The following is a 24,457-nucleotide window of genomic DNA, read 5'->3' as shown; positions in this document are numbered from 1 at the left end:
CAACTATTCAATAATGAACTGAATTGGCGAAAAACATCAAACTTACCAATGTTTATCATCATTGCACTGACATTTAAATTGAGTACACTCGAAGCACAATGATTTTAATTTAAGGCAATACAAGGAACAGCTATGAGCGAGGCCTATATTATTGATGCCATTCGCACACCACGCGGAAAAGGAAAAAAAGACGGCTCATTACATGAAGTAAAACCAATTACTTTACTCACAACATTATTGAATGAATTACAACAACGCCATCAACTCGACACATCTAAAGTAGATGATATCGTTCTCGGTTGTGTGACACCGATTGGTGATCAAGGTGGGGATATTGCCAAAACTGCTGCGATTGCTGCAGGTTGGAATGATGATGTCGCTGGCGTACAAATCAACCGTTTCTGTGCTTCTGGTTTAGAAGCGGTAAACTTGGCAGCACAAAAAGTTCGTTCAGGCTGGGAAGATATTGTGGTTGCGGGTGGCGTAGAATCAATGTCACGTATCCCGATGGGTTCAGATGGTGGACCATGGGCACTTGATCCTGAAACCAATTTAAAATCATCTTTTGTACCACAAGGTGTGGGTGCAGACTTGATTGCAACCTTGGATGGTTATAGCCGTGCAGATGTAGATGCTTTTGCAGTGGGTTCACAACAAAAGGCCGCTGCGGCTCAAGCAAATGGTTATTTCGATAAATCCGTGGTGCCTGTGAAAGATCATGCAGGTGTAACAATCTTAGAAAAAGACGAATTTATCAAAGGGACAACCACCGTTGAAGGTTTAGCAAAACTGAATGCTAGCTTTGAGATGATGGGTCAAATGGGCTTCGATGCTGTTGCTTTACAGAAGTATCCTGAAGCTCAAAAAATCAATCACGTCCATCATGCAGGCAACTCATCAGGGATCGTAGATGGTGCTGCGGTGGTGTTATTGGCTTCTGAAAAAGCAGTCAAAGAGCAAGGTTTAAAACCTCGTGCCAAGGTGCTTGCAACTGCATTAGTCGGTACAGATCCAACCATTATGTTGACTGGTCCTGCCCCTGCTGCACGTAAAGCATTAGAAAAAGCAGGCTTGAGCATCAACGATATTGATTTATTTGAAGTGAATGAAGCTTTTGCAGCTGTGGTAATGCGTTTTATTACAGAACTGAAAGTTCCTGCTGAGAAAGTCAACGTCAATGGTGGTGCGATTGCGATGGGACATCCATTAGGGGCAACTGGTGCCATGATTCTAGGAACTTTGTTAGATGAATTAGAGCGTCAAGGTAAAAAACGTGGTCTAGCAACATTATGTGTCGGTGGTGGTATGGGTATCGCTACCATTATCGAGTTGGTGTAAGGAGAACAACATGAGCGCTATTAAATACGAAAAAAACGCTGACAATATTGTAATTCTTACACTAGATTCATCTGGTCAATCTGCAAACACCATGAATGCAGAGTTCCGTGATGCTTTAGATGAAGTCAGTCAAAAGCTTAAAGCTGAAACTGATCTGAAAGGTATTATTTTCCGTTCAGCTAAGAAAACCTTCTTTGCTGGTGGTGACTTAGATGAGCTGATTCAGGTACAACCTGAACATGCCACTGAATTTTTCAAGATGATTGAAAAACTCAAAGGTGACTTACGCACAATCGAAACTTTAGGTGTGCCTGTTGTTGCAGCTTTAAACGGCACTGCGCTTGGTGGTGGCTGGGAAATCGCTTTAGGTTGTCATTATCGTATTGCCATTAATGATCCAAAAACTAAATTTGGTTTACCTGAAGTGACTTTAGGACTACTTCCTGGTGGTGGTGGTATCGTCCGTATGGTACGTTTGCTGGGCTTACAAAATGCATTCCCGTTCCTCATGGAGGGTAAGCAGTTTGGTGTCGATAAAGCAAAATCTCTTGGTTTGGTACATGACACCGCCGAGAATGAACAAGAGCTGTTGGACAAAGCCATTGCTTGGGTCAAAGCTAATCCACCTTCTACAAAAGCAGCACAGCAACCATTTGATGTGAAAGGCTACCAAATCCCGGGTGGCAGTCCAAGCACTCCTGCGGTTGCACAAGTGCTTGCGATTGCTCCTGCAATGCTATGTGACAAAACCAAAGGTTGCTACCCTGCCCCTGAAGCAATCATGGCAGCAGCGGTTGAGGGTGCTCAGGTTGATGTAGATACCGCACTTCGTATTGAATCACGTTACTTTACACAACTGACAGTAGGTCAGATTTCCAAGAACATGATCGGTACGTTTTGGCATGGTCTGAATGCAATTAAATCAGGTGCGAGTCGTCCTACTGAAATTGCTAAATGGCAAGCGAAGAAAGTCGGTGTTTTAGGTGCAGGTATGATGGGTGCAGGGATTGCCTACTCAACCGCAATCAAAGGCATTCCTGTCGTACTCAAAGACCTATCTGTAGAAAATGCTGAGAAAGGCAAAGCTTACTCGCAAAAGCTACTTGATAAACGTGTTTCACAGGGTCGTATGACAGCTGAAAAACGCGATCAAGTGTTAGCACTGATTACTGCAACCGCTGATGCAGCTGATTTACAAGGCTGTGATTTAATTATTGAAGCAGTATTTGAAAATCAAGAACTCAAAGCTAAGGTGACTCAAGAAGCTGAACAGTATTTAGCTGAAGGTGGAATCTTTGCATCGAATACGTCTACCCTGCCAATCACAGGTCTAGCCACAGCAAGTAAAGATACCAAAAACTTTATTGGCTTACACTTCTTTAGCCCTGTAGATAAAATGCAATTGGTCGAAATCATCAAAGGCAAAGAAACTTCTGCTGAAACATTGGCGAAGGCTTATGACTTTGTACAACAAATTGCTAAAACGCCAATTGTGGTGAATGATAGCCGTGGTTTCTTTACCAGCCGTGTCTTTGGTACATTCATTCAGGAAGGTATGCGCCTACTTGCTGAAGGTGTTCATCCAGCCAAAATTGAAATGGCGGCGCTCAAGGCAGGTATGCCAGTCGGCCCACTTGCGATTCAGGATGAAGTGTCTTTAACTCTGACTGAACATGTTGCGAGTGAAACCCGTAAAGCCCTACAGGCTGAGGGTAAGGAATTACCAAAAACTCCTGTAGATGAAGTGGTTCACACCATGATTCACGAGCTGAATCGTAAAGGTAAGGCAGCGGGTGCAGGCTTCTATGAATATCCTGAAAATGGCAAAAAACATTTGTGGGATGGGCTCAGCCGCTGGTCAAAAGACAACGATGTTTCTGAACAAGATATGATTGATCGTTTCTTGTTTGTTCAAGCGCTGGATACTTTACGCTGCTATGAAGAAAATGTTCTGGAATCGGTGATTGATGCCAATGTCGGCTCGATTTTTGGAATCGGTTTTGCTCCATGGACTGGTGGTGCAATTCAATTCCTAAATCAAAATGGGATTGAAAAATCACTACAACGTTCAGAGGAATTGGCTGCTAAATATGGTGAACGTTTCAATCCACCACAATCGTTAAAAGACAAAGCGCAGAAGAAAGAAATTATTCAATAATTTTTTCACTCTCTTCACTTTACGCTCATATCAGTTTCTTTAACTGATATGAGCTTTTTTGTATTTATTGATATAAAACCGAATTACGTCTAATCCATCACAAATTGTGCTATAAATATACCAATTCTGCTTTACTTTTTGTCCTTTGGAAATTTGTCTTATGTCTGAGAAATTATGTCCTGAAACCTCGCCGTGGGGTTGGAAAGCACTGATCATCACTTGCATTTTAAGCTTTATCTTTATGGTGATTTTTTATTTAGCCATAAATAATGAGCCTGACTATATGCCAATGAATCAAAAAAAAGCAGCGGCAGCAGCTGAAATGTCAGAATCTCCAGCAAATGGCGAAGTTCAACATAGTGAGCATCAGCAACACAATCACTAAAGTATTCTTGTCGAAGATGATAAATCCATGTTAAACAGGGATTTATCATGTTATTCGAGATTTTCAATGCTTCACCAAAATCGTCAGGCACTGGTTGTTGAAGGTGGTGGAATGCGTGGTGCATTTACCAGCGGTGTCTTAGATGCATTTTTACAGCAACAATTTAATCCTTTTGACCTATGTGTTGGTGTTTCTTCTGGTTCAACCAATGTCGCAAATTACTTGGCTGCTCAGCAACATGATGTTTCGAAACTTATGGTATTGCGAACACGACCAAAGAATTATTATAAAGCTACCAGCAAAGGTGATCAGTTGCTTGCTAAATATGTGTTTAAACAAAAACGTGGTTTTGCACAAAGCTTGCTCAACAGAACTCAACGTTACAATGATTCGGTGCAATTTGTTCGCTCAGCGTCAAAACAACAAATTCTTGAAGTTTGCCCCCCTGATCTAAAAAACATGGCAGGTCGACTTTCTAAAAATAAAACAAAAATCCGCTATAGCTACGATGTGGGTATAGAAACGGGGTTAAAAGCGATTGAGGATTGGAAGAGCCTCTGATTCTGCACGACCAAATCTTGAATGAATCATGATTGAATAATTTGGTTATTTCTATCCCCAATTATTCAATCATTTATGCTTTTTTCTATTTTTAATATCTACAATGCGATTTTTTTAACTGACTTTTGCAGACTCTTACGCATTGAATCCAATACAAAATATAAATAAATTCCCCAAAGTAATTTTCAAACCATATAATATTTAAGGTTTTATTAGTTTTATTGATTAATGCTGCAACCTTAAAATTTTAATTTTTGGAATTTATTATGAGCAATCAACCATCATCACAAAAAAACTCAAATGAAGAAACGGTATTAGGATGGAAGTTTGTCATTATTGTGGGCGTATTAAGTACCATATTTCTCAGCTTTTTTTATTTAGCAATGTCTCAAGAACCTGATTACATGCCTAGTGCACAACGTAAAGCCCAACAAGAGAAAGAGCTTGCTCAATATGAACATGCTTCTGCTGCATCAGAAGTTATTGAGCATAACCAACAAAAGTAGCATCAAAATATGAGCTTATATCATCTTGATTACGATCCGTTGAGTAAGCCCTCTCAACACGATTTTCATTTATAAAGTATTTAGATTCATCGTCATTTCAATGTGCGAAATTCCGCACTCATCATATGAATTACCTTGTACAGTAAAGCCTAGCTTTTCATAGAATGAGATTGCATGGACTTGAGAGGATAATGTCAATACTGATCGACGTTGCTTTTGAGCATAACTAATAATTTCTAGCATAATCATTTGTCCAAGACCTTGCCCCCGATAGGCTTTAACAACAGCCACTCGCCCTACACTGTGGTTCTGCAACAAACGCGCTGTGGCAATCGGCTGATCTTGGTCATAGATTACAAAATGCTGAGAAATCACATCTTGATCATCCCACTCATCTGCTTCAGTAATACCTTGTTCACAAATAAAAACCTGCGTTCGGATCAATTTAGCATCTTGCTGTAATTGATCCCAACGTCCGTGTTTGACCTGATACATACAATCCCCAGACTCGATTAACATTTGCAGCCAATATTTTCGATCGGCATTTGATCTTGCAATAATAATTCTAGGCTTTGTTTTTCAATGCCATACATGGCTTTTAAGGCTTGGATTTGTTGCATAATTTTTGGATCAGGCTGTTGAAGTGCTTTACGTTTCGTCGCCAAAATCATTTTATTTTTACTGGTATGTTCTAAGGCAACAAACTCGAATACTTTGGTTTCATAACCATATGCTTTCAGTAATAAGGCACGTAGGGTATCCGTCAACATTTCAGCCTGTTGCCCCGCATGAATACCGAATTGCAGCATTGGCTGTAATACTTCTGGGCTATGTAATTGTGGGCGAAGTTCTTTATGACAACATGGCGCACACATAATCATTGAAGCGTTCAGACGAATACCCGTATGAATCGCAAAGTCAGTGGCAATATCACAGGCATGTAAAGCAATCATCACGTCCAATTTCTCAGGTTGATAACTACGTACATCCCCCTCAAAAAAATCAAGATGGTTAAATCCAACCTGATCGGCAACATTCTGACAAAACTCGACTAAGTTGGAGCGCAATTCCACTCCTGTGATCAATGGTGTTTTTTGTTGCGACTGTAAATAATCATACAATGCAAAAGTTAAATAGCCTTTGCCTGAACCAAAATCGACAATATTCAACTCTTGCTGTGAGGCATCAATCTGTTCATAGGCATTGGAAAAGATTTCAATAAATTTATTAATCTGTTTCCATTTACGCGCCATGCTTGGAATGATCTGTCCTTTTTCATCGGTAATACCGAGATGCTTTAAAAACGTGCTTTGCTGTTGTACATAACGTTGTTTTTCACGATTGTGCTGTTGTTGTTCAACTTTAAGTACTGATGTTTGCTTTTTTTGATAATTTAACATCGCTTTCTTTTTATTTTTCTTTAATTGGATATCTTGATTCAAAGTGAATAAATTAGCTTGTTTAGATAGATTCAGTAACTCAGCAATCTTTTTTACACCATCAGTTAGAGTGTAATTTTTAGTCACATCCTGAGTGGTGTGATGATATAAACAAGACAGTGTTGCCTGTCCTTGTAATTCAATCATACGAAAAGTTATTTTCTCTAATTCTGTCAATTCACCTTTGTATTGACTAAGTATCAGCCGATCAAAGCTTTTATTTTCAATAGATTGCTGGATATCCAAGAAAAACTGCTGCTCTTGTTCAAAAGAAAATTTCGGCGCAAACATAATGAAAACCTGACAAATAGAAACTAAATTTTAAAGCGTCTTACTTTAAAAGGGAAATTGCATTACGATACAGTTGTATTTTTATGCAAACAATAAATCTGATGACCGTAAATACCCTGTTGAGCTATGACCCGAAAGAAGAACGAATTAATGCTTATAGTCATGGTATTGGAGCTGTATTAGCACTGATTGCTTCTATCTTACTCATTATTAAAGGTCAACACCTGCCTTTAGGACAATGGTGCAGTTTATGGGTATATGGTTTTAGCTTAGTCTTATTACTGAGTAGCTCAATGATTTATCATTTTGCTCAAGATGAGCGTAAACGCTATTGGTATAAAAAACTGGACCATACTGCAATTTATTATCTCATCGCAGGTACATATACCCCCTTTCTGAGCATCGCGATTCCGACAGCTAAAGCCCACTATTTACTGATTGCTTTATGGGTAATTGCACTGATTGGCACGCTATTTAAGTTAGTTTTTATTCATCGCTTTCAAAAAGTTTCATTAGCCGCTTATCTTGTGATGGGATGGTTGGCAGTTTTGGTCATGGATGATATGCAACGCTACCTTTCAAAAGAAGCAATTCAACTATTAATTGCAGGTGGACTTGCCTATACCGTTGGCACATTGTTTTATGCGTTAAAAAAGGTAAGATATACCCACGCAATTTGGCATGTTTTTGTGCTATTAGGGGCAGGTTTACACTTTTTGGCGATCTATTGTTATGTACTATAAAGCTCTACATTACATCCAATTTGTTAAGTAAACCCAGCATTCAAAAGGGCTTTTCAAGGTCATGATCGCTCTGCATCTTGAATAAATAAAATTAAGGTTATGTATGTCGTCAAGTACTACGACAGTCACTACAGCAGTGGCTAGCAACTCAAAAGTACGAGTGTTATTTGCCAGCCTCGTTGGCACTACGATTGAGTTTTTCGACTTTTATATCTATGCAACCGCAGCTGTATTGATTTTTCCACATCTCTTCTTCCCTGAAAGTAGTGATGGTGCCGCAGTACTTAAATCACTCGCAACCTTTGCAATTGCTTTTATTGCTCGTCCAATTGGTGCAGCCATTTTTGGACATTTAGGGGATCGAATTGGACGTAAAGCAACGCTCGTTGCGGCATTGCTTACTATGGGAATCTCAACCGTTTGTATTGGTCTTTTGCCGACCTATGCACAAATCGGTCTTGCAGCTCCTTTACTTCTTGCCTTATGCCGTTTAGGACAAGGTTTAGGCTTAGGCGGTGAATGGAGTGGTGCTGTTCTACTCGCTACTGAGAATGCACCAGAAGGTAAACGCGCTTGGTATGGTATGTTTCCTCAACTCGGTGCACCAATTGGCTTTATCCTTGCCACAGGCTCATTTCTATTATTGAATGCCTTTATGTCCGAGCAAGATTTTATGACTTGGGGATGGCGTATTCCATTTATTTCCAGTGCTGTATTGGTTCTTGTTGGTCTCTACATTCGTTTGAAACTGCATGAAACACCAGCCTTTCAAAAGGTGCTAAATAAGCAAAAAGAAGTCAATGTGCCATTTAAAGAAGTCATGACCAAGCATCTACCGATGTTAATTCTCGGTACGATTGCGGCAATCTGTACTTTTGTGGTGTTTTATCTCACGACAGTATTTGCTCTAACATGGGGAACAACTCAATTAGGCTATACACGAGGTGAGTTTTTACAACTTCAACTAGCCGCAACTTTGTGTTTTGCTGCATTTATTCCAGTTTCAGCCATTTTAGCTGAAAAATTTGGACGCAAAACCACATCAATCGCTGTTTGTGTATTATCAGCACTATTTGGCTTATGCTTCGCTCCATTGCTTGGTTCTGGTAGCCCGATATTGGTGTTTTTATTCTTGTGTATTGGACTTTCAATCATGGGGTTGACCTATGGACCCATTGGAACTGTGCTTTCAGAGATTTTTCCAACATCAGTACGTTATACAGGTTCAGCATTAACCTTTAATTTAGCTGGAATTTTTGGTGCTTCATTTGCACCTTATATCGCGACTCAACTTGCAGAAAATTATGGTTTAGGGGCTGTCGGTTTATATCTAAGCTTAGCTTCTGTATTATCTTTAATTGCATTTTTACTGATTCGTGAAACCAAAAATGATGATGTAAATAACCAAATTTAATCGCATCTCTTATTCTCGGATGATTTATTTAATCATCCGATAACCATTTATCGGGCAATTTCAAGCCTTTTACACTTGGTCTAACAACAACATTCTGCAAAATATTTTTTGTGCTAAAATACTTCCCTCCTATTTTTTAGACGACTGTATATATGTACGCAGTGATTATCGTTGCCGTATTTTTAGTCAGCTTCCTATACACTTATTATCGTGGCAAGGAACGATTAAAAGCATCTCGACAATTATTCGACCATTCTACATTCCTAGCCCCAGTTAACATGTTTATGACTGGTTTCTCTAAACTGCCAAACCAACCGTTCTTTGATGTGGCGCAGTTCCCAGAACTGAAACCATTACAAGATAACTGGCAAGTGATTCGAGAAGAAGCGATCCAACTTCAAAATCAAATTAAAGCTTCAGAAAAAAATAATGATGCTGGTTTTAATACTTTTTTTAAACGCGGTTGGAAACGCTTTTATCTGAAATGGTATCAAGATAGCCACCCATCAGCACAACAACTCTGCCCTAAAACAGTCGCTCTGTTGGAAAGTATTCCTTCAGTAAAAGCAGCCATGTTTACTGAATTACCATCTGGTAGTTATCTTGGGAAACATCGTGATCCTTATGCGGGCTCTGTTCGCTACCACTTAGGTTTAGTCACACCGAATAGCGATGACTGTTTCATTGAAGTCGATCAGGAGCGTTATTCTTGGAGAGATGGTGAAGCCACTGTTTTTGATGAAACTTATGTACATTGGGCACATAATCAAACAGATGAAACACGTATTATTTTATTCTGCGATATTGAACGTCCAATGAAATGGGGTTGGGCACAGAAAGTAAATCATTGGTTTGGTCGCAATGTTATGTCAGCGGCAAGTTCACCGAATGATGATCAAGACAAAACAGGTTTTATCAATCGAATTTTCAAGTATGGCTATGCCGTACATCATTATGGTCGTGGTTTAAAGCAACGTAATCGCAAAGTTTACTATCTTGCAAAATGGCTGATGTTTGCAATCATTATTGGTCTGATTTTATTACCTAGCTTTCTTTAATTAGCTGTAAAAAAAGGAGATGCATCTGCATCTCCTTTTTTTGTTGAAACTTTTATTGATTGGTAGCTTGTGGTGCTTGAGCACTTGCTGTTTGAGCAGCGGCTGCATCAGCAGCTTGTACTGCGGCTTCACCGATGAGTGCGATCTTCGCCTTTTCCTGACTCTTTGCAGATAATGCCGGATTAGCAGCTACGATACGATTGATATTGGCAGAGTTAGCAGGTGCGATAGCCGCTGTTTGCAAAACAATTGGGCGATTCCCTGTATCTCCAAGTGTATATCGAATCCCTGTACGAGGGCTGATTACTGTGGTCACTTCACGTTTAACTTGAGCTTCAGCTGTCGTCGCGCCTTTTGCTGCAAGTACTTTGTCGACTGTGGTTGTGGTCGTTGCTTGTGGTGCTTCATTAGCAAAGCCTACACTTGATACCGCAACACTCGCTAAAATTAAAAGTTGTAATGGTTTTTTCATTGTCTTCCCGCTTTTAATGCGAATCCAATTAAGGAGGATAATTCTCATAATAAAACTACAAAGTTGCTCTAGACACAAGTTACTTCTCGTAAAAAAGCAGAGCAAATGCTCTGCTTTTCATTTGAATACAAACTAAGTCAAAATTTTAAATTTTACCGTGACATTGTTTATATTTTAAACCTGAACCACATGGGCATGGCGCATTACGGCTTTCTGGCACTGGAAATACTGCATTTCCAGATAAGCTACCACTCTCTTCAGAAATCGTCACTTCACCTGTTAAACCATCAACATCATCATGTTCAAAAGAAAGACGCATAGATTCAGCTTGACGTTGTTGCTGAGCTTCTAATTCAGCCAACTCTTCTGCTGTTGGTACGTGAACGCGAGATAGATCAGTTACAACATCTGATTTAATAATACCCAGCATATTCACGAACAAATTAAACGCTTCTTTCTTATACTCTTGCTCAGGATTTTTCTGAGCATAGCCACGTAAATGGATCCCTTGACGTAAATAATCCATCGCTGCTAAATGATCTTTCCAATGACGATCAAGTGAATTCAACATAAAGTGACGTTCAAGCATTGCGGCTGACTCATCACCCATTTGCTGACGGCGTTGACGATAACGTGCAATTACTTCATCAGAAATACGTGCGACCAAGCCTTCCTCATCCAAGCGGCGATCTTGATCTAACCACTGCTGTACAGGAAGCTCGATACCTAGATCCGTGCGTAAAGCAGTTTCTAGACCAGGAATATCCCATTGATCATGGATTGATTCAGGTGGAATGAAGTTCGCAATTACCCCTTTCATCACCTCTTTATGCATCTCTTCGATATAATCTTGTAATGTACTTTCTGCCAAAATCTCATCACGTTGTGAGTAAATAATTTTACGTTGTTCATTATTTACATCGTCGTACTTCAATAGATTTTTACGAATATCAAAGTTACGTGCTTCAACTTTGCGCTGCGCATTTTCAATCGAACGACTCACCATTTTGTGCTCAATGGCTTCATTTTCTTGCAAGCCCATTGCACGCATCATCGCAACGACACGATCACCCGCAAAGATACGCATCAAATCATCTTCAAGTGATAAATAGAAGCGTGATACACCTGGGTCACCTTGACGACCTGCACGACCACGAAGCTGGTTATCAATACGACGTGATTCGTGACGTTCCGAACCGATGATATGTAAACCACCAGAATTTAATACATCTTCGTGATCTTTTTCCCATTGTGCTTGTAAACGAGCTTCGTCTTCAGGGGTGGGATTTTCAATTTTGGCAAGTTTTGCTTTCCAGTTACCACCCAGCAAAATATCCGTACCACGACCTGCCATGTTGGTTGCAATCGTGACGGCGTTTGGACTACCTGCTTGCGCAATAATATCTGCTTCACGCTCATGTTGTTTTGCGTTCAAAACTTCATGATGAATCCCTGCTTGCAGCAGTTTTGAAGATAATATTTCACTTGCTTCAATCGTTGCCGTACCAATCAAAATAGGCGCAACACCATGCTTACGAATATTGGTAATTTCTTCGATAATTGCGTTGTATTTACCGTTACGATTTAAATAAATTAAGTCGTTGTGATCCTTACGCACCATCGGACGGTGAGTTGGGATAATAACAACATCTAAACCATAGATTTCTTTCATTTCAGCAGCTTCAGTATCAGCTGTACCTGTCATGCCTGAAAGCTTTTTATATAAACGGAAATAGTTCTGGAACGTTGTGGTTGCCAAAGTTTGGTTTTCAGGCTGGATTTCCATATTTTCTTTGGCTTCAACTGCTTGGTGCAAACCTTCAGACCAACGACGACCGGGCATAGTACGACCAGTACTTTCATCCACAATAATGACTTCTTCTTTTTGAGTCTGTGGATTTACGCCAATAATATAATGTACGTTCTTTTGATATAAGTAATGCGCGCGAATTGCAGCAGTCACATGGTGAACCAAATTCAAATTGGTCGCTGAGTAAAGACTCTCACCCTCAGCCAACAATCCCATACGAATTAATTCTTGTTCAACAGTCTCGTAACCCACTTCAGTCATTTCAACTGTACGTTGTTTCTCATCTACCCAGAAATGTCCACCATCAGCCACTTTTTCTTCTTTCTGTGGACGTAGTGTTGGTGGAATACTATTAATCAACTGATACAAATGAGATGAATCTTCACTTTGTCCAGAAATAATGAGTGGTGTACGTGCTTCATCAATCAAGATTGAGTCAACTTCATCGATGATCGCATAGCTTAAGCCACGTTGTTTTTTCTCTTGTAGAGAAAATACCATGTTGTCACGTAGATAATCGAAACCAAATTCGTTGTTGGTACCGTAAGTAATATCGGCGAAATAAGCTTCAGCTTTTTCGGCTGGCATTTGCATTGAATAAATCACGCCAATGCTGAGACCTAAAAATTCAAATAATGGGCGATTCAACTCAGCATCACGTTGTGCCAAGTAATCATTCACCGTAATCACATGAACACCTTGACCACTCAATGCATTGAGATAGCAGGCCAAAGTACCCATGAGGGTTTTACCTTCACCTGTACGCATCTCAGCAATTTTACCTTCATGTAAGGTAATACCACCAATCAACTGCACATCATAGTGACGCATACCCATAACCCGTTTTGCTGCTTCACGGCAGACTGCAAAGGCTTCAGGCATCAATTTATCTAAACTTTCACCGTTGCTAAAACGCTGTCTGAATTCTGGAGTTTTTGCAGAGAGGTCTGCATCGCTAAGAGCAGATATCGTCGGTTCAAGCGCATTAATTTGTTCAACAATTTTACGCATGCGTTTGAGCTCACGCTCATTTTTTGTACCGAAGATACCTCCGATCAGACTTGCCAACATGAATAAACTCTCTAATCCTGTTTGTTTAAATAAGTAATTTTTTCTTAGCTGTTATTATGGAGTCAGAAATAAGAACTACAAGGGCTTTGCATCCAAACAGGTAAAAAAACTGCGAGGCGATTCTGACATCACACAACTAAAGAGCGTTAATGTAGCAAATTTGGATTTAACTTACATCGCTTTGCGTGTGAATTTATGATCAATTTTTTAGCTTCGCTACATTCAATTATCTTAAATTCTCATAACAAAATGAAAAAACAATAATTTTATTTATAAAGTGATTCCTGCATATTAAATACACACATAAAACATCAATAATGTATTGAGGACTAATTAAATGACATTACGTTTAGGTGATATAGCCCCGAATTTCCAACAAGACTCTAGCGATGGTCATATTGATTTTTATCAATTTTTAGACGACAGCTGGGGCATTTTATTCTCACATCCAGCGGATTTCACCCCAGTTTGTACCACTGAACTTGGCTTCACCGCTAAACTGAAAGATGAATTTACAAAGCGTGGCGTCAAAGCAATTGCACTTTCAGTCGACGATGTTGAATCGCATAAAAGCTGGATTCAAGATATTAATGAAACACAAAATACTACGGTCAACTTTCCAATTATTGCGGATAAAGATCGTAAAGTTTCTGAACTATATGGTTTTATCCACCCAAATGCGAGTGAGACCTTAACTGTTCGCTCACTGGTCATTATTGATCCGAATAAAAAAGTCCGCTTGATTATTACTTATCCAGCCTCAACAGGTCGTAACTTTAATGAAGTATTGCGAGTGGTAGATTCACTACAGCTAACGGATAAACATAAAGTCGCAACACCTGCAAATTGGCAACATGGTGAAGATGTCGTCATTGTACCATCGTTGAAAGATGAAGAAGAAATTAAACAACGCTTTCCAAAAGGTTATAAGGCAGTGAAACCTTACCTACGTTTAACACCACAACCTGAGCAAGATTGAAGCCGACTAAAGGCTTCAAACGCAGCGCAAGACAAACGAAGTGCGCAGTACACAAAACGAATAACACTCGTTACGAACGCAAGTCGAACAGTAAAAATATTGAATCTGAATAACAAACTCTATTGCCTATCGACCCGATAGGCTTTTTAAATCGCAAAATAAAAACTTGTTGGTATTTTTTAATCGATACGTTATAAAAATAATTCTCTTCAAAATAGAATAACAATCACGATGATTTATAACATCCATCATCTCCATTGCGGAAGCTTCTGCCCTGTTTGTGCTCCCCTATTTGGACAGAAAGGCTGGAAAGCACATCTAGTTTGTCATTGCCTACTTATTGAAACTGATCGAGGTCTGGTTTTAATTGATACAGGCTTGGGTACACAGGACTATTTGCACACTGAACAACGTCTAGGTTCATTACTGACTCAATTTGGTTCGATTGTGCCCAATCTCAAATTAAGTGCCATCGAACAAATTCAAAAATTAGGTTTACGCCCTGAAGATGTGCAACATATCTTTGTCACACATCTTGATTTTGATCATGCAGGTGGTATCTCAGATTTTCCTAATGCAACCGTGCATATTTTAGCTTCCGAGTTTAATGCAACACAGACATTAACAGCCAAAGGTAAACTTCGTTATAAAACTGAACAATTTAAACAACATCGTCATTGGAATTTTGCTGAACATACAAATGGTGAAGCTTGGTTTAATTTAAAAAGGGTTCAAGGTCTTCCTTTTTTCCAAGATGAAATATTAATGATTCCATTGATTGGTCATACTGCTGGACATTGTGGTATTGCAATTAAAAAAGCTGAAGGCTGGATTTTATTCTGTGGTGATGCGTATTACACCCATTTAGAACTCAATCCAAAAAACAAATTGAGAGCCTTAGATCTTACTGAACGTTTATTGGCAGAAGATAATCGACAAAGGTTACATAACCTTAAACAGTTACAATATCTGGCTCAACATGAACCGAGTATTGAGTTAATTTGTGCGCATGATCCTGTTGAATTTGATCGTTATCAATAATATGAAAAAAGCGCTTATCACTGTTGTTCTTTTATCAACGCTTAATGTTTCTGGGTGTATGCAGCATTCGAGTTTAGAAAAAGACCAACGTCCTCAAAATTGGGGAACTCTTATTTCTAATAGCTATAATTTTTATCAAATTAGTTCAGATGTTTTTCGTAGCGAACAGCCAAGTATTGATTTGATCCCAAGCCTTGAAGCTTATCAAATTAATACGATTATCAATTTGAGAGCTAGAAATGAAGATGCCAAAGTTTTAAAAGATCAGCCTTTTAATCTGGTACACATTCCAATCAATACTTGGGCAATCAATCGTAAAGACTTGTTAGAAGCAATGCGTGTTATTCAAACTGCTAAACAACAAAACCAGAAAATCCTAGTGCATTGCTATCATGGCTCAGATCGAACTGGTGCCACAATTGCGATGTATCGAATTATTTTTGAGCATTGGGCAATTGAAGATGCGGTTAAAGAAATGAAACAAGGGGGATACGGCTATCATATTATTTGGAAAAATATTGACCACCTTTTCACCCCTGAAAATATAAAATGGATTCAACAACAACTTTCGAATCCAGCATCTATTTAGATTGCGAGATGAGTTTTAGATTAAATCCAATTTTTAGAGAGATAGAGCTTAGACGTGTAAGATTTGTTTCTTTAATTTTTGGGTTTTATGCACTTTTTATTGGGCTTTTAAAAAACCTAATTTTATAAGCTGAATGGTAACCTAACAAATACGAACTAAGCTGAAGAATTGGCAAAAACAGAGTTGCTAAGTAATATTTTCAAAACTTCAGAATCACCACCATCGCTATCCGTGACCAATAAAAATACCTCACCATCCGATGTCGACTCTAACCATGTAATTCCTTCTACTTTAATAGCAAGAGTTTGTCCTTTCGAATCCTGAATCAGATGTGTATATAAAATTTTTCCCTCAGGCGATAACACCAAAATAAAACTGCCTAGCACCGCGCCATCATCATAATTGTTTAATGTTTGCTCAACCGCAGCAGTGGCAACAATAAGATTTTTCTCCACAAAAAAATAAGCATCAGAAATACCACTTGCTGCCCCTTCAAGCTCTGGTAATGTCAGATTGAATGATTTTTTGAGCGCACATTCTAATGATTTTCCATTTTGAATCTTTATTAAATCAAAGACTAAAACACCATGAAAACGATTGATATTGCCACGTTGAAAAATGTATAAATTGTTTTGATCTGAACAAACTGCTTCTATATTGAGATCAGCGCCACCAGTCAACGCCAAACAATGTTCTAAGAAATCATAATCCGAGGTATCAAATAAAACATGAACCTGATGATCAGCTGGATTATACAATAATGCTTTTTTTCGATTTTCTGTAGAACCTGAACCCATCACTAGTAACTGAGGTTGTCTGTCAAAGCGAATACAGCTAAGCGCTTCAAAGTCTGGTTTAGTTTTTTTACTAAATACCGTTAGTGTCGTATGCTTAGGCTGTTCAAATAATGGAATTTTTTCAAAATTAGTCGCACGATTGATGTTATTTTTTCGATCGGTTTTGAGTAAGAAACCCACATCATCTCCAACCAAGTAGAGATCATCCCCCACACAAGCTGCGCCAGAAAGTGCACTAACACTCGAATCCTCTGAAAATATAAAGTGTTCTAATATCTTAAAGCTGCTACTCATCTTGTACTCACTGCCCGCAGAAATAGAACACTTGTAACAAGGTCAAAACCAGACGCTTTCCAGCTTTGATCTAGTCGTTTATCTTTTGTTATCGCTGATCAAGTGGAACCCAATCAATCACCCACGCTGATTTCATATTTAAACTTTCATCAGAGGTAATTTTTTTACGTGCTGCATCTGCAACATCTCGGTCCTTCGATGGTCCAACCATGATACGAATTCCTTTTGAAGTCGGGCTTGTTGTAACCTTATAACCTTTGGCACGCAATTTAGATACAACTGCATCTGCATTGGCTTGGTTAGCAGCCAATGCCACTTGTACCATCCACTTTTTATCTCCATTTTCCATGAGATCACGAGCCTTTTCAGCTTCGGCTTTTTTCTCAGCATCAGCTTTACGCTTTTTCTCGTCAGCCGATTTTTTCTCAGCTTCAGCTTTACGCTTCTCTTCAGCTGCTTTTTTCTCAGCTTCGGCTTTGCGTTTATCTTCGGCAATTTTCTTGTCTGCCTCAACTTTACGCTTTTCTTCTAACGCTTTTTTATCAGCGTCAGCTTTACGCTTATCTTCCTCAGCCTTTTTTTCAGCTTCTGCCTTACGCTTCTCTTCTGCCAACTTTTTTTCGGCTTCAGCCTTGCGCTTGTCTTCCGCTAATTTTTTATCAGTATCACTTTTCTGCTGCTCTGCTTTTTGCTGTTCTACTTTTTTCTTTTCATCTAATTTATTTTTTTCTTCGGTCGCTCGTTGTGTCTTAGCTTTATCATCTTCGCCAAGCTCTGGCGGAATGTTATCAGAGCTTTCCTGTTCGGCTGTACGGCGTGCATTAATTGCAGCGTATTCTTCGGCTGCTTTACGCGCAGCAGCAGCTTCAGCTTCCTGTTGCATTTTTAGAAAATCAGCTGCACGTGCTTCTTGTTCAGCAACGGCTTTCTCACGAGAACGGCGTTGTTCTTCAAGCAATCTTTTTTCTGTCTCAACATCTACGGCTAATGGTTGTAATGAAACCATTTCACCTTCTTGGGTCGATTGAGCTGTTTGAGTTTTAGGTTCTGTTTTAGGAATTGGATGTGTAATTGCGGTTTGCGTTTTGTCATGCCCTATTTCGTCATTACCTTTAAGGAGTAATGCTGCCAATAAAACACCTCCACCCAATAGAACAACGCCTCCCATCCAGCGTTGTTTGTTATTCATTGACATTGTTCTAAATACTCCCAAACCGCTTCTAAGGTATGAAACGATCCACAGACTAAAATCAGCTGATTGTTATTACTTTGTTTCAGCACATCTTCAAAGGCTTGCTGGATATTACCGTACTCATATACCTGTTGACCTTGTAATGCATCATGTAATTGATGCAATGGGGCTGCTCTAGGTACATTTAAACTAGCAATAAACCAATCTTTTACTGTTGTTTTTAGTAAATCGGTGACAGACGAGATATCTTTATCTGCCAGCATTGAAAATACCGCGACAACATCTGTGTACTGTTTATTGTATTTTAAGAATTTTCGCAACTGATTCAATAAAAATTCGACGCCATGTGGATTATGTCCAGCATCAAAAATCACTGTTTTGTCTTGAATTTGCCGTATTTCAAAACGACCTTGCAAACGTGCTTGCTGAATACCTGTTGCGATCGCTGCCTGAGAGACCTCAATACCACTCACCAGTACCGCTGCAACAGCAGTCGAAATATTATCTAATGCAAGCTGACCGATTGGCAGTTTTAGCGTTGTGCCAGAGGATGCAAATGACCAAGTTTGACCATCGTCATTAAGTTGATAAAAATAATCTCGATTCAGCGCATATAGATCTGCTTGAGTTTCAGCTACTTTATCTTGAATCGCTTGGGGTAATTGTTGTTGACCCGCAAATACCACTGGAATATTCGGACGAATAATCCCTGCTTTCTCAAAGGCGATTTTTTCTATCGTGTCACCTAACCAATCGACATGATCTAAACCAATATTGGTAATCACGGCAATATCAGGATCAATCACATTCACGACATCCAGACGACCGCCTAAGCCAACCTCAAGTACCCAGACATCACATTGTTTTAGTTTAAAAATAAGAAAAGCAGCCAAAGTGGTTGCTTCAAAAAAGGACAATGATAAACCACATTCTCGGCGAGCTTGGTCAACCAACACAAAGGCATCAACTAAGCTTTGATCATCAACTTCAATACCAGCAAGTTTTACCCGCTCATTAAAACGATAAATATGCGGTGATTGATACAGACCAACTTTATAACCTTGTGCATTTAAAATTGCAGCGAGTGTCGTTGTTGTTGAGCCTTTACCATTTGTTCCTGCCACAGTAAAAACTTTTGCTTGAGGTTGCATAACTCCCAACTTTTCAGCAACGGGAATTACGCGCTCTAAACCTAAATCAATGCCTGTAACATGAACATGGCCCCAATAATCGAGCCATGTTGTTAATGTATCTGTAGAATGTGGTGCGTCCAGTTTCAAGGTAAATTCATCAGTTTAGCTACGAGTCTATATACAGTATCACGTAATGCATGACGATGAACAATTTGATCGACCACACCATGATCAAGCAAATATTCTGCACGTTGGAATGGTTCTTCTAACTTCTCGCGAACTGTTTGTTCAATGACGCGTTTACCTGCAAAACCAATCATCGCTTTCGGTTCAGCAATATGTACATCACCTAACATCGCTAATGAAGCTGTTACACCCCCATAGACGGGATGAGTCAATACAACGAGGTATGGAACACGAGCTTCTTTCATTTTTTGAATCGCAGCCGAAGTACGTGCCATTTGCATCAAAGACAACATGCCTTCTTGCATACGAGCACCGCCTGAAGCAGCAAAACAAATTAACGGTTGATGTAGTTGAATTGCTCGTTCTGCCGCTTGGATAAAACGATCACCAACAACGGTCCCCATTGAACCACCCATAAAATCGAACTCAAATGCACAAGCCACCAAGTCCAAACCTTTTAATGAACCTTGCATTACAACTAACGCTTCTGTTTCACCAGTTTTATCTTGTGCGTCACGCATACGCTCTGGATAAGGTCTGCTATCCACAAACTTCAATGGATCTTTCGCAGTAAATTCTTGACCTAACTCTGCATTGACTTGATCAAAGAACCAATTCAAACGATCACGTGCGCGCATACGCAAATGCTCATCGCATTGTGGGCATACGTAGGCATTAAATGACATTGCCGTACGTGTTACTAAGGCATGACATTCAGGACATTCAATGGTTGGTTCCGTAAATGTTGCTTTGAATGTTTGTTGTTCATTCGCAACTTGAATACCAGGCACTTGACGCTCTGTCCAAGGCGTTGATGGGCTCAGAACCTTCCCTGCTGTTAATTCTTGACTCATACTAACTCATCGAGCGCGGCTCGAAGCTCCTTCACTTTATTCACCGTCTGTTGCACAGCTTCGTCTGCTGGCAATGTTGCAAAAGATTTAACGAAAGCACTTCCTACGATTACGGCATCAGCAACTTGACCCATTGCTTTTGCAGAAGCTGCATCACTAATCCCAAAACCAACTCCAACAGGAACGTTAGTCATGCTCTTAATTTTCGCAATACGAGCTGCTGCTTCAGAGGTATCTAGTGTTGCTGCACCTGTCACACCTTTTAACGACACATAGTAAACAAAGCCACTGGCTTGATTTACAACATGCTGAATACGTTTATCAGTTGATGTTGGTGCGAGTAAGAAAATTTGATCCATCTCATTTTGTTTTAAGACATCGCCAAATTGCTTTGATTCTTCAGGCGGTAAGTCCACCAAAAGTACACCATCAACACCACAATCTTTCGCATAAGCCACAAACTTTTCATAACCAATCACTTCAACAGGATTTAAATACCCCATTAAAACAACGGGTGTCGTTTGATCTTTTTCGCGAAATTCTTTCACCATATTCAAAGCATCGAGTGTGCTCGATCCACCTGCTAAAGCACGTTCAGCAGCTAAGGCAATCACTGGACCATCCGCCATTGGATCTGAGAACGGCAGTCCTAGCTCAATGACATCAACGCCTGCTTCAACCATTTGATGAAGCAATGGAACCGTGACTTGTGGATGCGGATCTCCTGCCATAACATAAGAAACAAGCGCTTTACGGTGCTGAGATTTAAGCTGTTCAAAACGAGTGGCAAGACGTGACATAGGATTATGCTTTCCTTGATTTATATAAATTGAGGAGTTGTTTGTAGTCATACAATAACACTGCATTGTAACGCTATTTTTTGTTCATTGAACAGAGTTTGACGTGATTGCAGCAGTGAATGTTGCTACTTACAACTGCCCTGCTACATTTATCTATATTTTCAGCTTTTTCTCAATGATCAAAGCTTCCTAATTTCACGCTATCACTAAGACGAGCCATTTTTTTAAAGTCGCTTTAAAATTTTATTATTTTCTCATATAACCCGAAAGCTTTTTTGACTCGTTTAAACTTATAATTAAAAACCTCAGTCGAGACTATGATCATGCACCATTTCAATCTATCTTTAATTAAAAAATCTTTGTTGATTGCATCCATCAGTTTATGTGCGCCAATGATTGAAGCAGAAGGAACTGCAACATCTACAACACCAACGACAGAAAATCCTCAAATCAATACCATAGTGGAACAAGCTCCTCCTGATTCAGCTTCTCATCTAAGCATGAGTCAAGCTGCCATCACGACGTTAGCGCAAAGCACGCCAATAGCAAAAAATAATGCCCAATTCCCACGATATAGCACAGCATTACAACAGGCTTTAAACCAGAAAGATCGAACACATTTAGACATTATGCTATATAGCCAACCTAAACAACAAAAACAACTCTTGGCATGGTTAAATAAAAACAAGGTTAAAATCCAGTCCCAAACAACTGAATATATTTTTGTTAAATTAACACCACAACAATTGATGAATTCCACTTTATCCCGGCATCGTGCGTTAAAAAGTGCTGATTTACAAGCTCAACTAGCTGTTCCAGTCGTCACCAATCAAACCGGAATTACTCAGCCCACCACATTGGAAAAGCAACCTACAACAGCTCAAGAATCTATACCAGCACCTGTAAACTTATGTGCAAAACAGAATCTCAATCCAACTGAGAAATGTGTTCAGACACAACTGGATGCATCTGGTGAAGTCATTAGTCAGACAGCCATGAGCCTCGCAATCCTCGACAGCTTATCCAAACACAATAAAAAACAAAATTTGATATTTTCCCCTCAAAGTCTAGCGGAAAGTGGTTTAGCTTTATTATTGGCAAGTTCTAAACCAACTCAATTAGTACGTCCAACTTGGTTTTTACCGCAATTCCAAAATACATCACAATTTGAGCAACTGCATTTAGCAACATATAGCCCAAGTTATCAATCATGGAATCAGACTTGGTATAATCAACAAGCTAAAGTTCAAACAAAATTTGTTGAGCAATATCAAAGAATCTTACACGGTTCAATACAAACCATTGATTTTAACAATGCCCAACAAGCTGCTGCTCTCATTAATCAGGATATTGCGAAAAAAACTAGACAACATATTACCCAATTACTGGATGCGACCGATGTTCAAAATGCGCAAGTGGTTTTAACTAATGCAGCTTATTTTAAAGCTCAATGGCAAATGCCTTTTGAGGACTATAAAACGGCACTACAAACTTTTAAAAATGGCGATCAAAAAACCGTCTCTGTAGCAACCATGAACAATACCCTCTCTGTATCATCCGCACAGGCACAAAATTGGACAATGGTAAATTTGCCCTTCCATGATGGGCAAACCCTATTGTCATTATTATTACCCCCTGAAAAAACCCCACTTGCCTTGCCAACAACACAAGTGTTATATCAACTTGATCAGGCTCAACAAACTCAAAAAATTGATCTCGCCTTACCCAAAATTAAACTCACTGGCGATAAAATTAATCTAACCCAACTGTTCCCTAACATTTCCACTTGGCAGCTTGATCAGTTACTGATTGATGACCAGGTCAAACAGCTTAAAGGTTTACATCAAGCCACAATTGAATGGGATGAACAAGGGGCAGAAGCCGCAGCAGCCTCTGCGGTCATTGGTAAACGTTCTTTGGCTGCCAATATTCCCCAAATCAGCTTTAATCGTCCTTTTGTTTTCTTGGTACGTGATCAAAAACAAGTGTTATTTTCAGGTGTTGTCCGTCAACTGGAAGCAGTAAAAACAGCTGTGAAAGAAGAAACAACACCAATAAAAACGCCTACAACAGCACTCTCTGCAATAGAGCCAACAACTGTAACATCTACAGCAGAAGATCATTCTCACCACTAAAAGAAAATGGGCAGTATCTGTAACACTGCCCATTTTTTGATGCCTACATTATTTCAAGAATAAATATTCTCCGCCTGCATTATGTCTAGCCGATGGCAATGCCCCATAAGTTGGATATTGTTGATAACGACTGGTAATACCTTGATAAATAAATTTATAGGCATTTTGCCCACGTAACTCTTTCTCTATGTCCATTTTATTAAGCTGAGCAATAAAAGCGTTTGCAAATGGTGATAAACCATTATTCGCATATTTATCCCAATCTTGTACCTTTTCTTCACTACCGGAGGTCATCACCATGACTGAACGGCGTTTCAATACTGCATTGCTCGGTAATTCAGGTTCACGTTGTAAGGCTGTTTCATAGCTTAAACTGCCTGAAAAACAGCTATAAGATACCAGTAAAATTTGTTTAGCTTTAATTCCACTGATAAAATTGGCGACATCAATACTTGACATCCATGTTGTTTCAGGGCGTTTACCATTTTGTCTCTTTAAACTGGCATCAACAGCAAACCAATATCCCACCAAAGACTAGCTTTGAACTGTACCATGTCCTGCATAGTAAATCAGAACACTATCATCTTCACCACTATAGCCAAATCCTAAAAACTATAGAACAATAGAGATATGGGATATTCAAAAGATTTTAAAGACAAAGTCATAGAAATTATGATTCGAGATGAAATGTCTGTGCGAAAAGCAGCACAGCATTTTAACATCTGTATACAGACAATTCAGAACTGGAAAAAGTCCACTACAAACAAACCTATTCCTGGCCGTCCAGCTAAAATTAGCAGAGAGCAAATATTGAAGATGGACAATGCGACCTTTCACAAAGGGAAAAGACCTCAGGAGTTGGTACGTTGTGCGGGCCATTACATTGTGTGGCTTCCTAGATATAGTCCAGATTTAAATCCAATAGAAAATATGTGGTCGCGAGTCAAGGCGATTCGAAATAAGTTTAGAGTTAAAGATATTGATAAATTATTTAAAGTAGGACTTACGCACTATCATTTATAGATTCTCTGTGGTAGCAGATGGTTTTTATCGAGAATAAAGTCATCAATGAAGTCTTTGATGATTGGTCTAAATAATTTCTTCTGCCAACGATATACATTTTCAAAGATCTGATCAAACTGGTTCTTTTGTATCTCGACGTAGGCCATCAAGGCTGAAAAAATATGATTCAAAATCAGTTTAGATCGTCT

The 24,457-nt window shown here is 39.3% G+C and carries 23 protein-coding genes and 1 pseudogene; 13 read left to right on the top strand and 11 right to left on the bottom strand.

Going from position 1 to position 24,457, the window contains the following annotated elements; genetic code table 11:
- Positions 1–132 precede the first annotated feature (132 nt).
- The 5 genes from CDG59_RS01560 (at position 133) to CDG59_RS01540 (ending at position 4,948) form a co-directional block, all read left to right on the top strand.
- Entirely contained in the window at positions 133–1,338 is a 1,206-nt protein-coding gene (locus CDG59_RS01560; RefSeq protein ID WP_087543154.1) for an acetyl-CoA C-acetyltransferase, read from the top strand.
- Positions 1,339–1,348: 10 nt separating this feature from the next.
- On the top strand, positions 1,349–3,496 hold the full coding sequence (locus tag CDG59_RS01555; RefSeq protein ID WP_087543153.1) for a 3-hydroxyacyl-CoA dehydrogenase NAD-binding domain-containing protein: 2,148 nt from the start codon (positions 1,349–1,351) through the stop codon (positions 3,494–3,496).
- A 160-nt stretch (positions 3,497–3,656) separates the two neighbouring features.
- Positions 3,657–3,881 (top strand): hypothetical protein, encoded by a 225-nt coding sequence (locus CDG59_RS01550; protein WP_087543151.1) that lies wholly within the window; start codon positions 3,657–3,659, stop codon positions 3,879–3,881.
- A gap of 66 nt (positions 3,882–3,947) precedes the next feature.
- Positions 3,948–4,442: a patatin-like phospholipase family protein gene (locus tag CDG59_RS01545; RefSeq protein ID WP_087543149.1), complete on the top strand. Its 495-nt coding sequence runs from the start codon at positions 3,948–3,950 to the stop codon at positions 4,440–4,442.
- Between the two features lie 266 nt (positions 4,443–4,708).
- The gene (locus tag CDG59_RS01540) at positions 4,709–4,948 is read left to right on the top strand and encodes a hypothetical protein (protein ID WP_087543147.1); all 240 of its coding nucleotides are present in this window, start codon (positions 4,709–4,711) and stop codon (positions 4,946–4,948) included.
- Between the two features lie 69 nt (positions 4,949–5,017).
- Here the strand turns inward: CDG59_RS01540 and CDG59_RS01535 are convergent, their stop codons facing one another.
- On the bottom strand, positions 5,018–5,443 hold the full coding sequence (locus CDG59_RS01535; protein WP_087543145.1) for a GNAT family N-acetyltransferase: 426 nt from the start codon (positions 5,441–5,443) through the stop codon (positions 5,018–5,020).
- Positions 5,444–5,460: 17 nt separating this feature from the next.
- Positions 5,461–6,678: a class I SAM-dependent methyltransferase gene (locus CDG59_RS01530; protein ID WP_087543143.1), complete on the bottom strand. Its 1,218-nt coding sequence runs from the start codon at positions 6,676–6,678 to the stop codon at positions 5,461–5,463.
- Between the two features lie 101 nt (positions 6,679–6,779).
- Here CDG59_RS01530 and trhA point away from each other — a divergent pair, with 101 nt between their 5' ends.
- The 3 genes from trhA (at position 6,780) to lpxO (ending at position 9,893) form a co-directional block, all read left to right on the top strand.
- A complete protein-coding gene (trhA, locus tag CDG59_RS01525; RefSeq protein ID WP_087543432.1) occupies positions 6,780–7,421 on the top strand; it encodes a PAQR family membrane homeostasis protein TrhA in 642 nt (213 codons plus the stop codon).
- 103 nt (positions 7,422–7,524) lie between these two features.
- Complete coding sequence (locus CDG59_RS01520) at positions 7,525–8,835, top strand: MFS transporter (RefSeq protein ID WP_087543141.1); 1,311 nt, start codon at positions 7,525–7,527, stop codon at positions 8,833–8,835.
- 152 nt (positions 8,836–8,987) lie between these two features.
- Complete coding sequence (gene lpxO, locus CDG59_RS01515) at positions 8,988–9,893, top strand: lipid A hydroxylase LpxO (RefSeq protein ID WP_087535698.1); 906 nt, start codon at positions 8,988–8,990, stop codon at positions 9,891–9,893.
- A gap of 52 nt (positions 9,894–9,945) precedes the next feature.
- Here lpxO and CDG59_RS01510 read toward each other — a convergent pair whose 3' ends face one another.
- Together CDG59_RS01510 and secA are read right to left on the bottom strand one after the other, a co-directional pair.
- The gene (locus CDG59_RS01510; protein WP_004908851.1) at positions 9,946–10,365 is read right to left on the bottom strand and encodes a hypothetical protein; all 420 of its coding nucleotides are present in this window, start codon (positions 10,363–10,365) and stop codon (positions 9,946–9,948) included.
- 145 nt (positions 10,366–10,510) lie between these two features.
- The gene (gene secA / locus CDG59_RS01505) at positions 10,511–13,246 is read right to left on the bottom strand and encodes a preprotein translocase subunit SecA (RefSeq protein ID WP_087543139.1); all 2,736 of its coding nucleotides are present in this window, start codon (positions 13,244–13,246) and stop codon (positions 10,511–10,513) included.
- Between the two features lie 337 nt (positions 13,247–13,583).
- Between secA and CDG59_RS01500 the strand changes: the two genes are divergently transcribed.
- From CDG59_RS01500 to CDG59_RS01490, 3 genes are all read left to right on the top strand, one after another.
- The gene (locus CDG59_RS01500) at positions 13,584–14,225 is read left to right on the top strand and encodes a peroxiredoxin (RefSeq protein WP_087543137.1); all 642 of its coding nucleotides are present in this window, start codon (positions 13,584–13,586) and stop codon (positions 14,223–14,225) included.
- 231 nt (positions 14,226–14,456) lie between these two features.
- Positions 14,457–15,266, top strand: a complete 810-nt coding sequence (locus tag CDG59_RS01495) for an MBL fold metallo-hydrolase (RefSeq protein WP_087543135.1) — start codon at positions 14,457–14,459, stop codon at positions 15,264–15,266.
- A 1-nt stretch (position 15,267) separates the two neighbouring features.
- Entirely contained in the window at positions 15,268–15,855 is a 588-nt protein-coding gene (locus CDG59_RS01490; protein ID WP_171294963.1) for a dual specificity protein phosphatase family protein, read from the top strand.
- A gap of 155 nt (positions 15,856–16,010) precedes the next feature.
- Here CDG59_RS01490 and CDG59_RS01485 read toward each other — a convergent pair whose 3' ends face one another.
- From CDG59_RS01485 to trpA, 5 genes are all read right to left on the bottom strand, one after another.
- Positions 16,011–16,946, bottom strand: a complete 936-nt coding sequence (locus CDG59_RS01485; protein ID WP_087543133.1) for a DUF6929 family protein — start codon at positions 16,944–16,946, stop codon at positions 16,011–16,013.
- A gap of 88 nt (positions 16,947–17,034) precedes the next feature.
- On the bottom strand, positions 17,035–18,141 hold the full coding sequence (locus CDG59_RS01480) for an SPOR domain-containing protein (RefSeq protein ID WP_087543131.1): 1,107 nt from the start codon (positions 18,139–18,141) through the stop codon (positions 17,035–17,037).
- Entirely contained in the window at positions 18,132–19,418 is a 1,287-nt protein-coding gene (folC, locus tag CDG59_RS01475) for a bifunctional tetrahydrofolate synthase/dihydrofolate synthase (RefSeq protein WP_087535691.1), read from the bottom strand. Before folC ends, CDG59_RS01480 begins: the two co-directional genes overlap by 10 nt.
- Positions 19,415–20,311, bottom strand: a complete 897-nt coding sequence (gene accD, locus CDG59_RS01470; RefSeq protein ID WP_087543129.1) for an acetyl-CoA carboxylase, carboxyltransferase subunit beta — start codon at positions 20,309–20,311, stop codon at positions 19,415–19,417. The genes folC and accD overlap by 4 nt, the downstream gene beginning before the upstream one ends.
- The gene (gene trpA, locus CDG59_RS01465) at positions 20,308–21,111 is read right to left on the bottom strand and encodes a tryptophan synthase subunit alpha (RefSeq protein ID WP_087543127.1); all 804 of its coding nucleotides are present in this window, start codon (positions 21,109–21,111) and stop codon (positions 20,308–20,310) included. The genes accD and trpA overlap by 4 nt, the downstream gene beginning before the upstream one ends.
- A gap of 323 nt (positions 21,112–21,434) precedes the next feature.
- Between trpA and CDG59_RS01460 the strand changes: the two genes are divergently transcribed.
- Positions 21,435–23,246 carry a serpin family protein gene (locus CDG59_RS01460; RefSeq protein ID WP_171294962.1) on the top strand — a complete coding sequence of 604 codons (1,812 nt, stop codon included), beginning with the start codon at positions 21,435–21,437 and terminating at the stop codon, positions 23,244–23,246.
- A gap of 48 nt (positions 23,247–23,294) precedes the next feature.
- On the opposite strand, the gene CDG59_RS01455 is transcribed toward CDG59_RS01460, so the two are convergent.
- Positions 23,295–23,774, bottom strand: a complete 480-nt coding sequence (locus tag CDG59_RS01455; protein ID WP_087543123.1) for a hypothetical protein — start codon at positions 23,772–23,774, stop codon at positions 23,295–23,297.
- A 102-nt stretch (positions 23,775–23,876) separates the two neighbouring features.
- Between CDG59_RS01455 and CDG59_RS01450 the strand changes: the two genes are divergently transcribed.
- Positions 23,877–24,269 (top strand): transposase, encoded by a 393-nt coding sequence (locus tag CDG59_RS01450; RefSeq protein ID WP_087543121.1) that lies wholly within the window; start codon positions 23,877–23,879, stop codon positions 24,267–24,269.
- Here the strand turns inward: CDG59_RS01450 and CDG59_RS01445 are convergent.
- Positions 24,260–24,457: pseudogene (locus CDG59_RS01445) on the bottom strand (IS701 family transposase); the annotation flags it as partial. The gene CDG59_RS01450 and the pseudogene CDG59_RS01445 overlap by 10 nt on opposite strands.

This window comes from Acinetobacter sp. WCHA29 (assembly GCF_002165335.1).
Taxonomy (GTDB): domain Bacteria; phylum Pseudomonadota; class Gammaproteobacteria; order Pseudomonadales; family Moraxellaceae; genus Acinetobacter.
Note: the sequence above shows the minus strand (reverse complement) of the source record. Positions and strands in the feature narration are given on the sequence as shown.

Excerpts from the sequence above, each read along its gene's own strand:
- CDG59_RS01560 (WP_087543154.1), top strand. The coding sequence starts at position 133 with ATGAGCGAGGCCTATATTATTGATGCCATTCGCACACCACGCGGAAAA.
- CDG59_RS01555 (WP_087543153.1), top strand. The coding sequence starts at position 1,349 with ATGAGCGCTATTAAATACGAAAAAAACGCTGACAATATTGTAATTCTT.
- CDG59_RS01550 (WP_087543151.1), top strand. The coding sequence starts at position 3,657 with ATGTCTGAGAAATTATGTCCTGAAACCTCGCCGTGGGGTTGGAAAGCA.
- CDG59_RS01545 (WP_087543149.1), top strand. The coding sequence starts at position 3,948 with ATGCTTCACCAAAATCGTCAGGCACTGGTTGTTGAAGGTGGTGGAATG.
- CDG59_RS01540 (WP_087543147.1), top strand. The coding sequence starts at position 4,709 with ATGAGCAATCAACCATCATCACAAAAAAACTCAAATGAAGAAACGGTA.
- CDG59_RS01535 (WP_087543145.1), bottom strand. The coding sequence starts at position 5,443 with ATGTATCAGGTCAAACACGGACGTTGGGATCAATTACAGCAAGATGCT.
- CDG59_RS01530 (WP_087543143.1), bottom strand. The coding sequence starts at position 6,678 with ATGTTTGCGCCGAAATTTTCTTTTGAACAAGAGCAGCAGTTTTTCTTG.
- trhA (WP_087543432.1), top strand. The coding sequence starts at position 6,780 with ATGACCGTAAATACCCTGTTGAGCTATGACCCGAAAGAAGAACGAATT.
- CDG59_RS01520 (WP_087543141.1), top strand. The coding sequence starts at position 7,525 with ATGTCGTCAAGTACTACGACAGTCACTACAGCAGTGGCTAGCAACTCA.
- lpxO (WP_087535698.1), top strand. The coding sequence starts at position 8,988 with ATGTACGCAGTGATTATCGTTGCCGTATTTTTAGTCAGCTTCCTATAC.
- CDG59_RS01510 (WP_004908851.1), bottom strand. The coding sequence starts at position 10,365 with ATGAAAAAACCATTACAACTTTTAATTTTAGCGAGTGTTGCGGTATCA.
- secA (WP_087543139.1), bottom strand. The coding sequence starts at position 13,246 with ATGTTGGCAAGTCTGATCGGAGGTATCTTCGGTACAAAAAATGAGCGT.
- CDG59_RS01500 (WP_087543137.1), top strand. The coding sequence starts at position 13,584 with ATGACATTACGTTTAGGTGATATAGCCCCGAATTTCCAACAAGACTCT.
- CDG59_RS01495 (WP_087543135.1), top strand. The coding sequence starts at position 14,457 with ATGATTTATAACATCCATCATCTCCATTGCGGAAGCTTCTGCCCTGTT.
- CDG59_RS01490 (WP_171294963.1), top strand. The coding sequence starts at position 15,268 with ATGAAAAAAGCGCTTATCACTGTTGTTCTTTTATCAACGCTTAATGTT.
- CDG59_RS01485 (WP_087543133.1), bottom strand. The coding sequence starts at position 16,946 with ATGAGTAGCAGCTTTAAGATATTAGAACACTTTATATTTTCAGAGGAT.
- CDG59_RS01480 (WP_087543131.1), bottom strand. The coding sequence starts at position 18,141 with ATGTCAATGAATAACAAACAACGCTGGATGGGAGGCGTTGTTCTATTG.
- accD (WP_087543129.1), bottom strand. The coding sequence starts at position 20,311 with ATGAGTCAAGAATTAACAGCAGGGAAGGTTCTGAGCCCATCAACGCCT.
- trpA (WP_087543127.1), bottom strand. The coding sequence starts at position 21,111 with ATGTCACGTCTTGCCACTCGTTTTGAACAGCTTAAATCTCAGCACCGT.
- CDG59_RS01460 (WP_171294962.1), top strand. The coding sequence starts at position 21,435 with ATGCACCATTTCAATCTATCTTTAATTAAAAAATCTTTGTTGATTGCA.
- CDG59_RS01450 (WP_087543121.1), top strand. The coding sequence starts at position 23,877 with ATGGGATATTCAAAAGATTTTAAAGACAAAGTCATAGAAATTATGATT.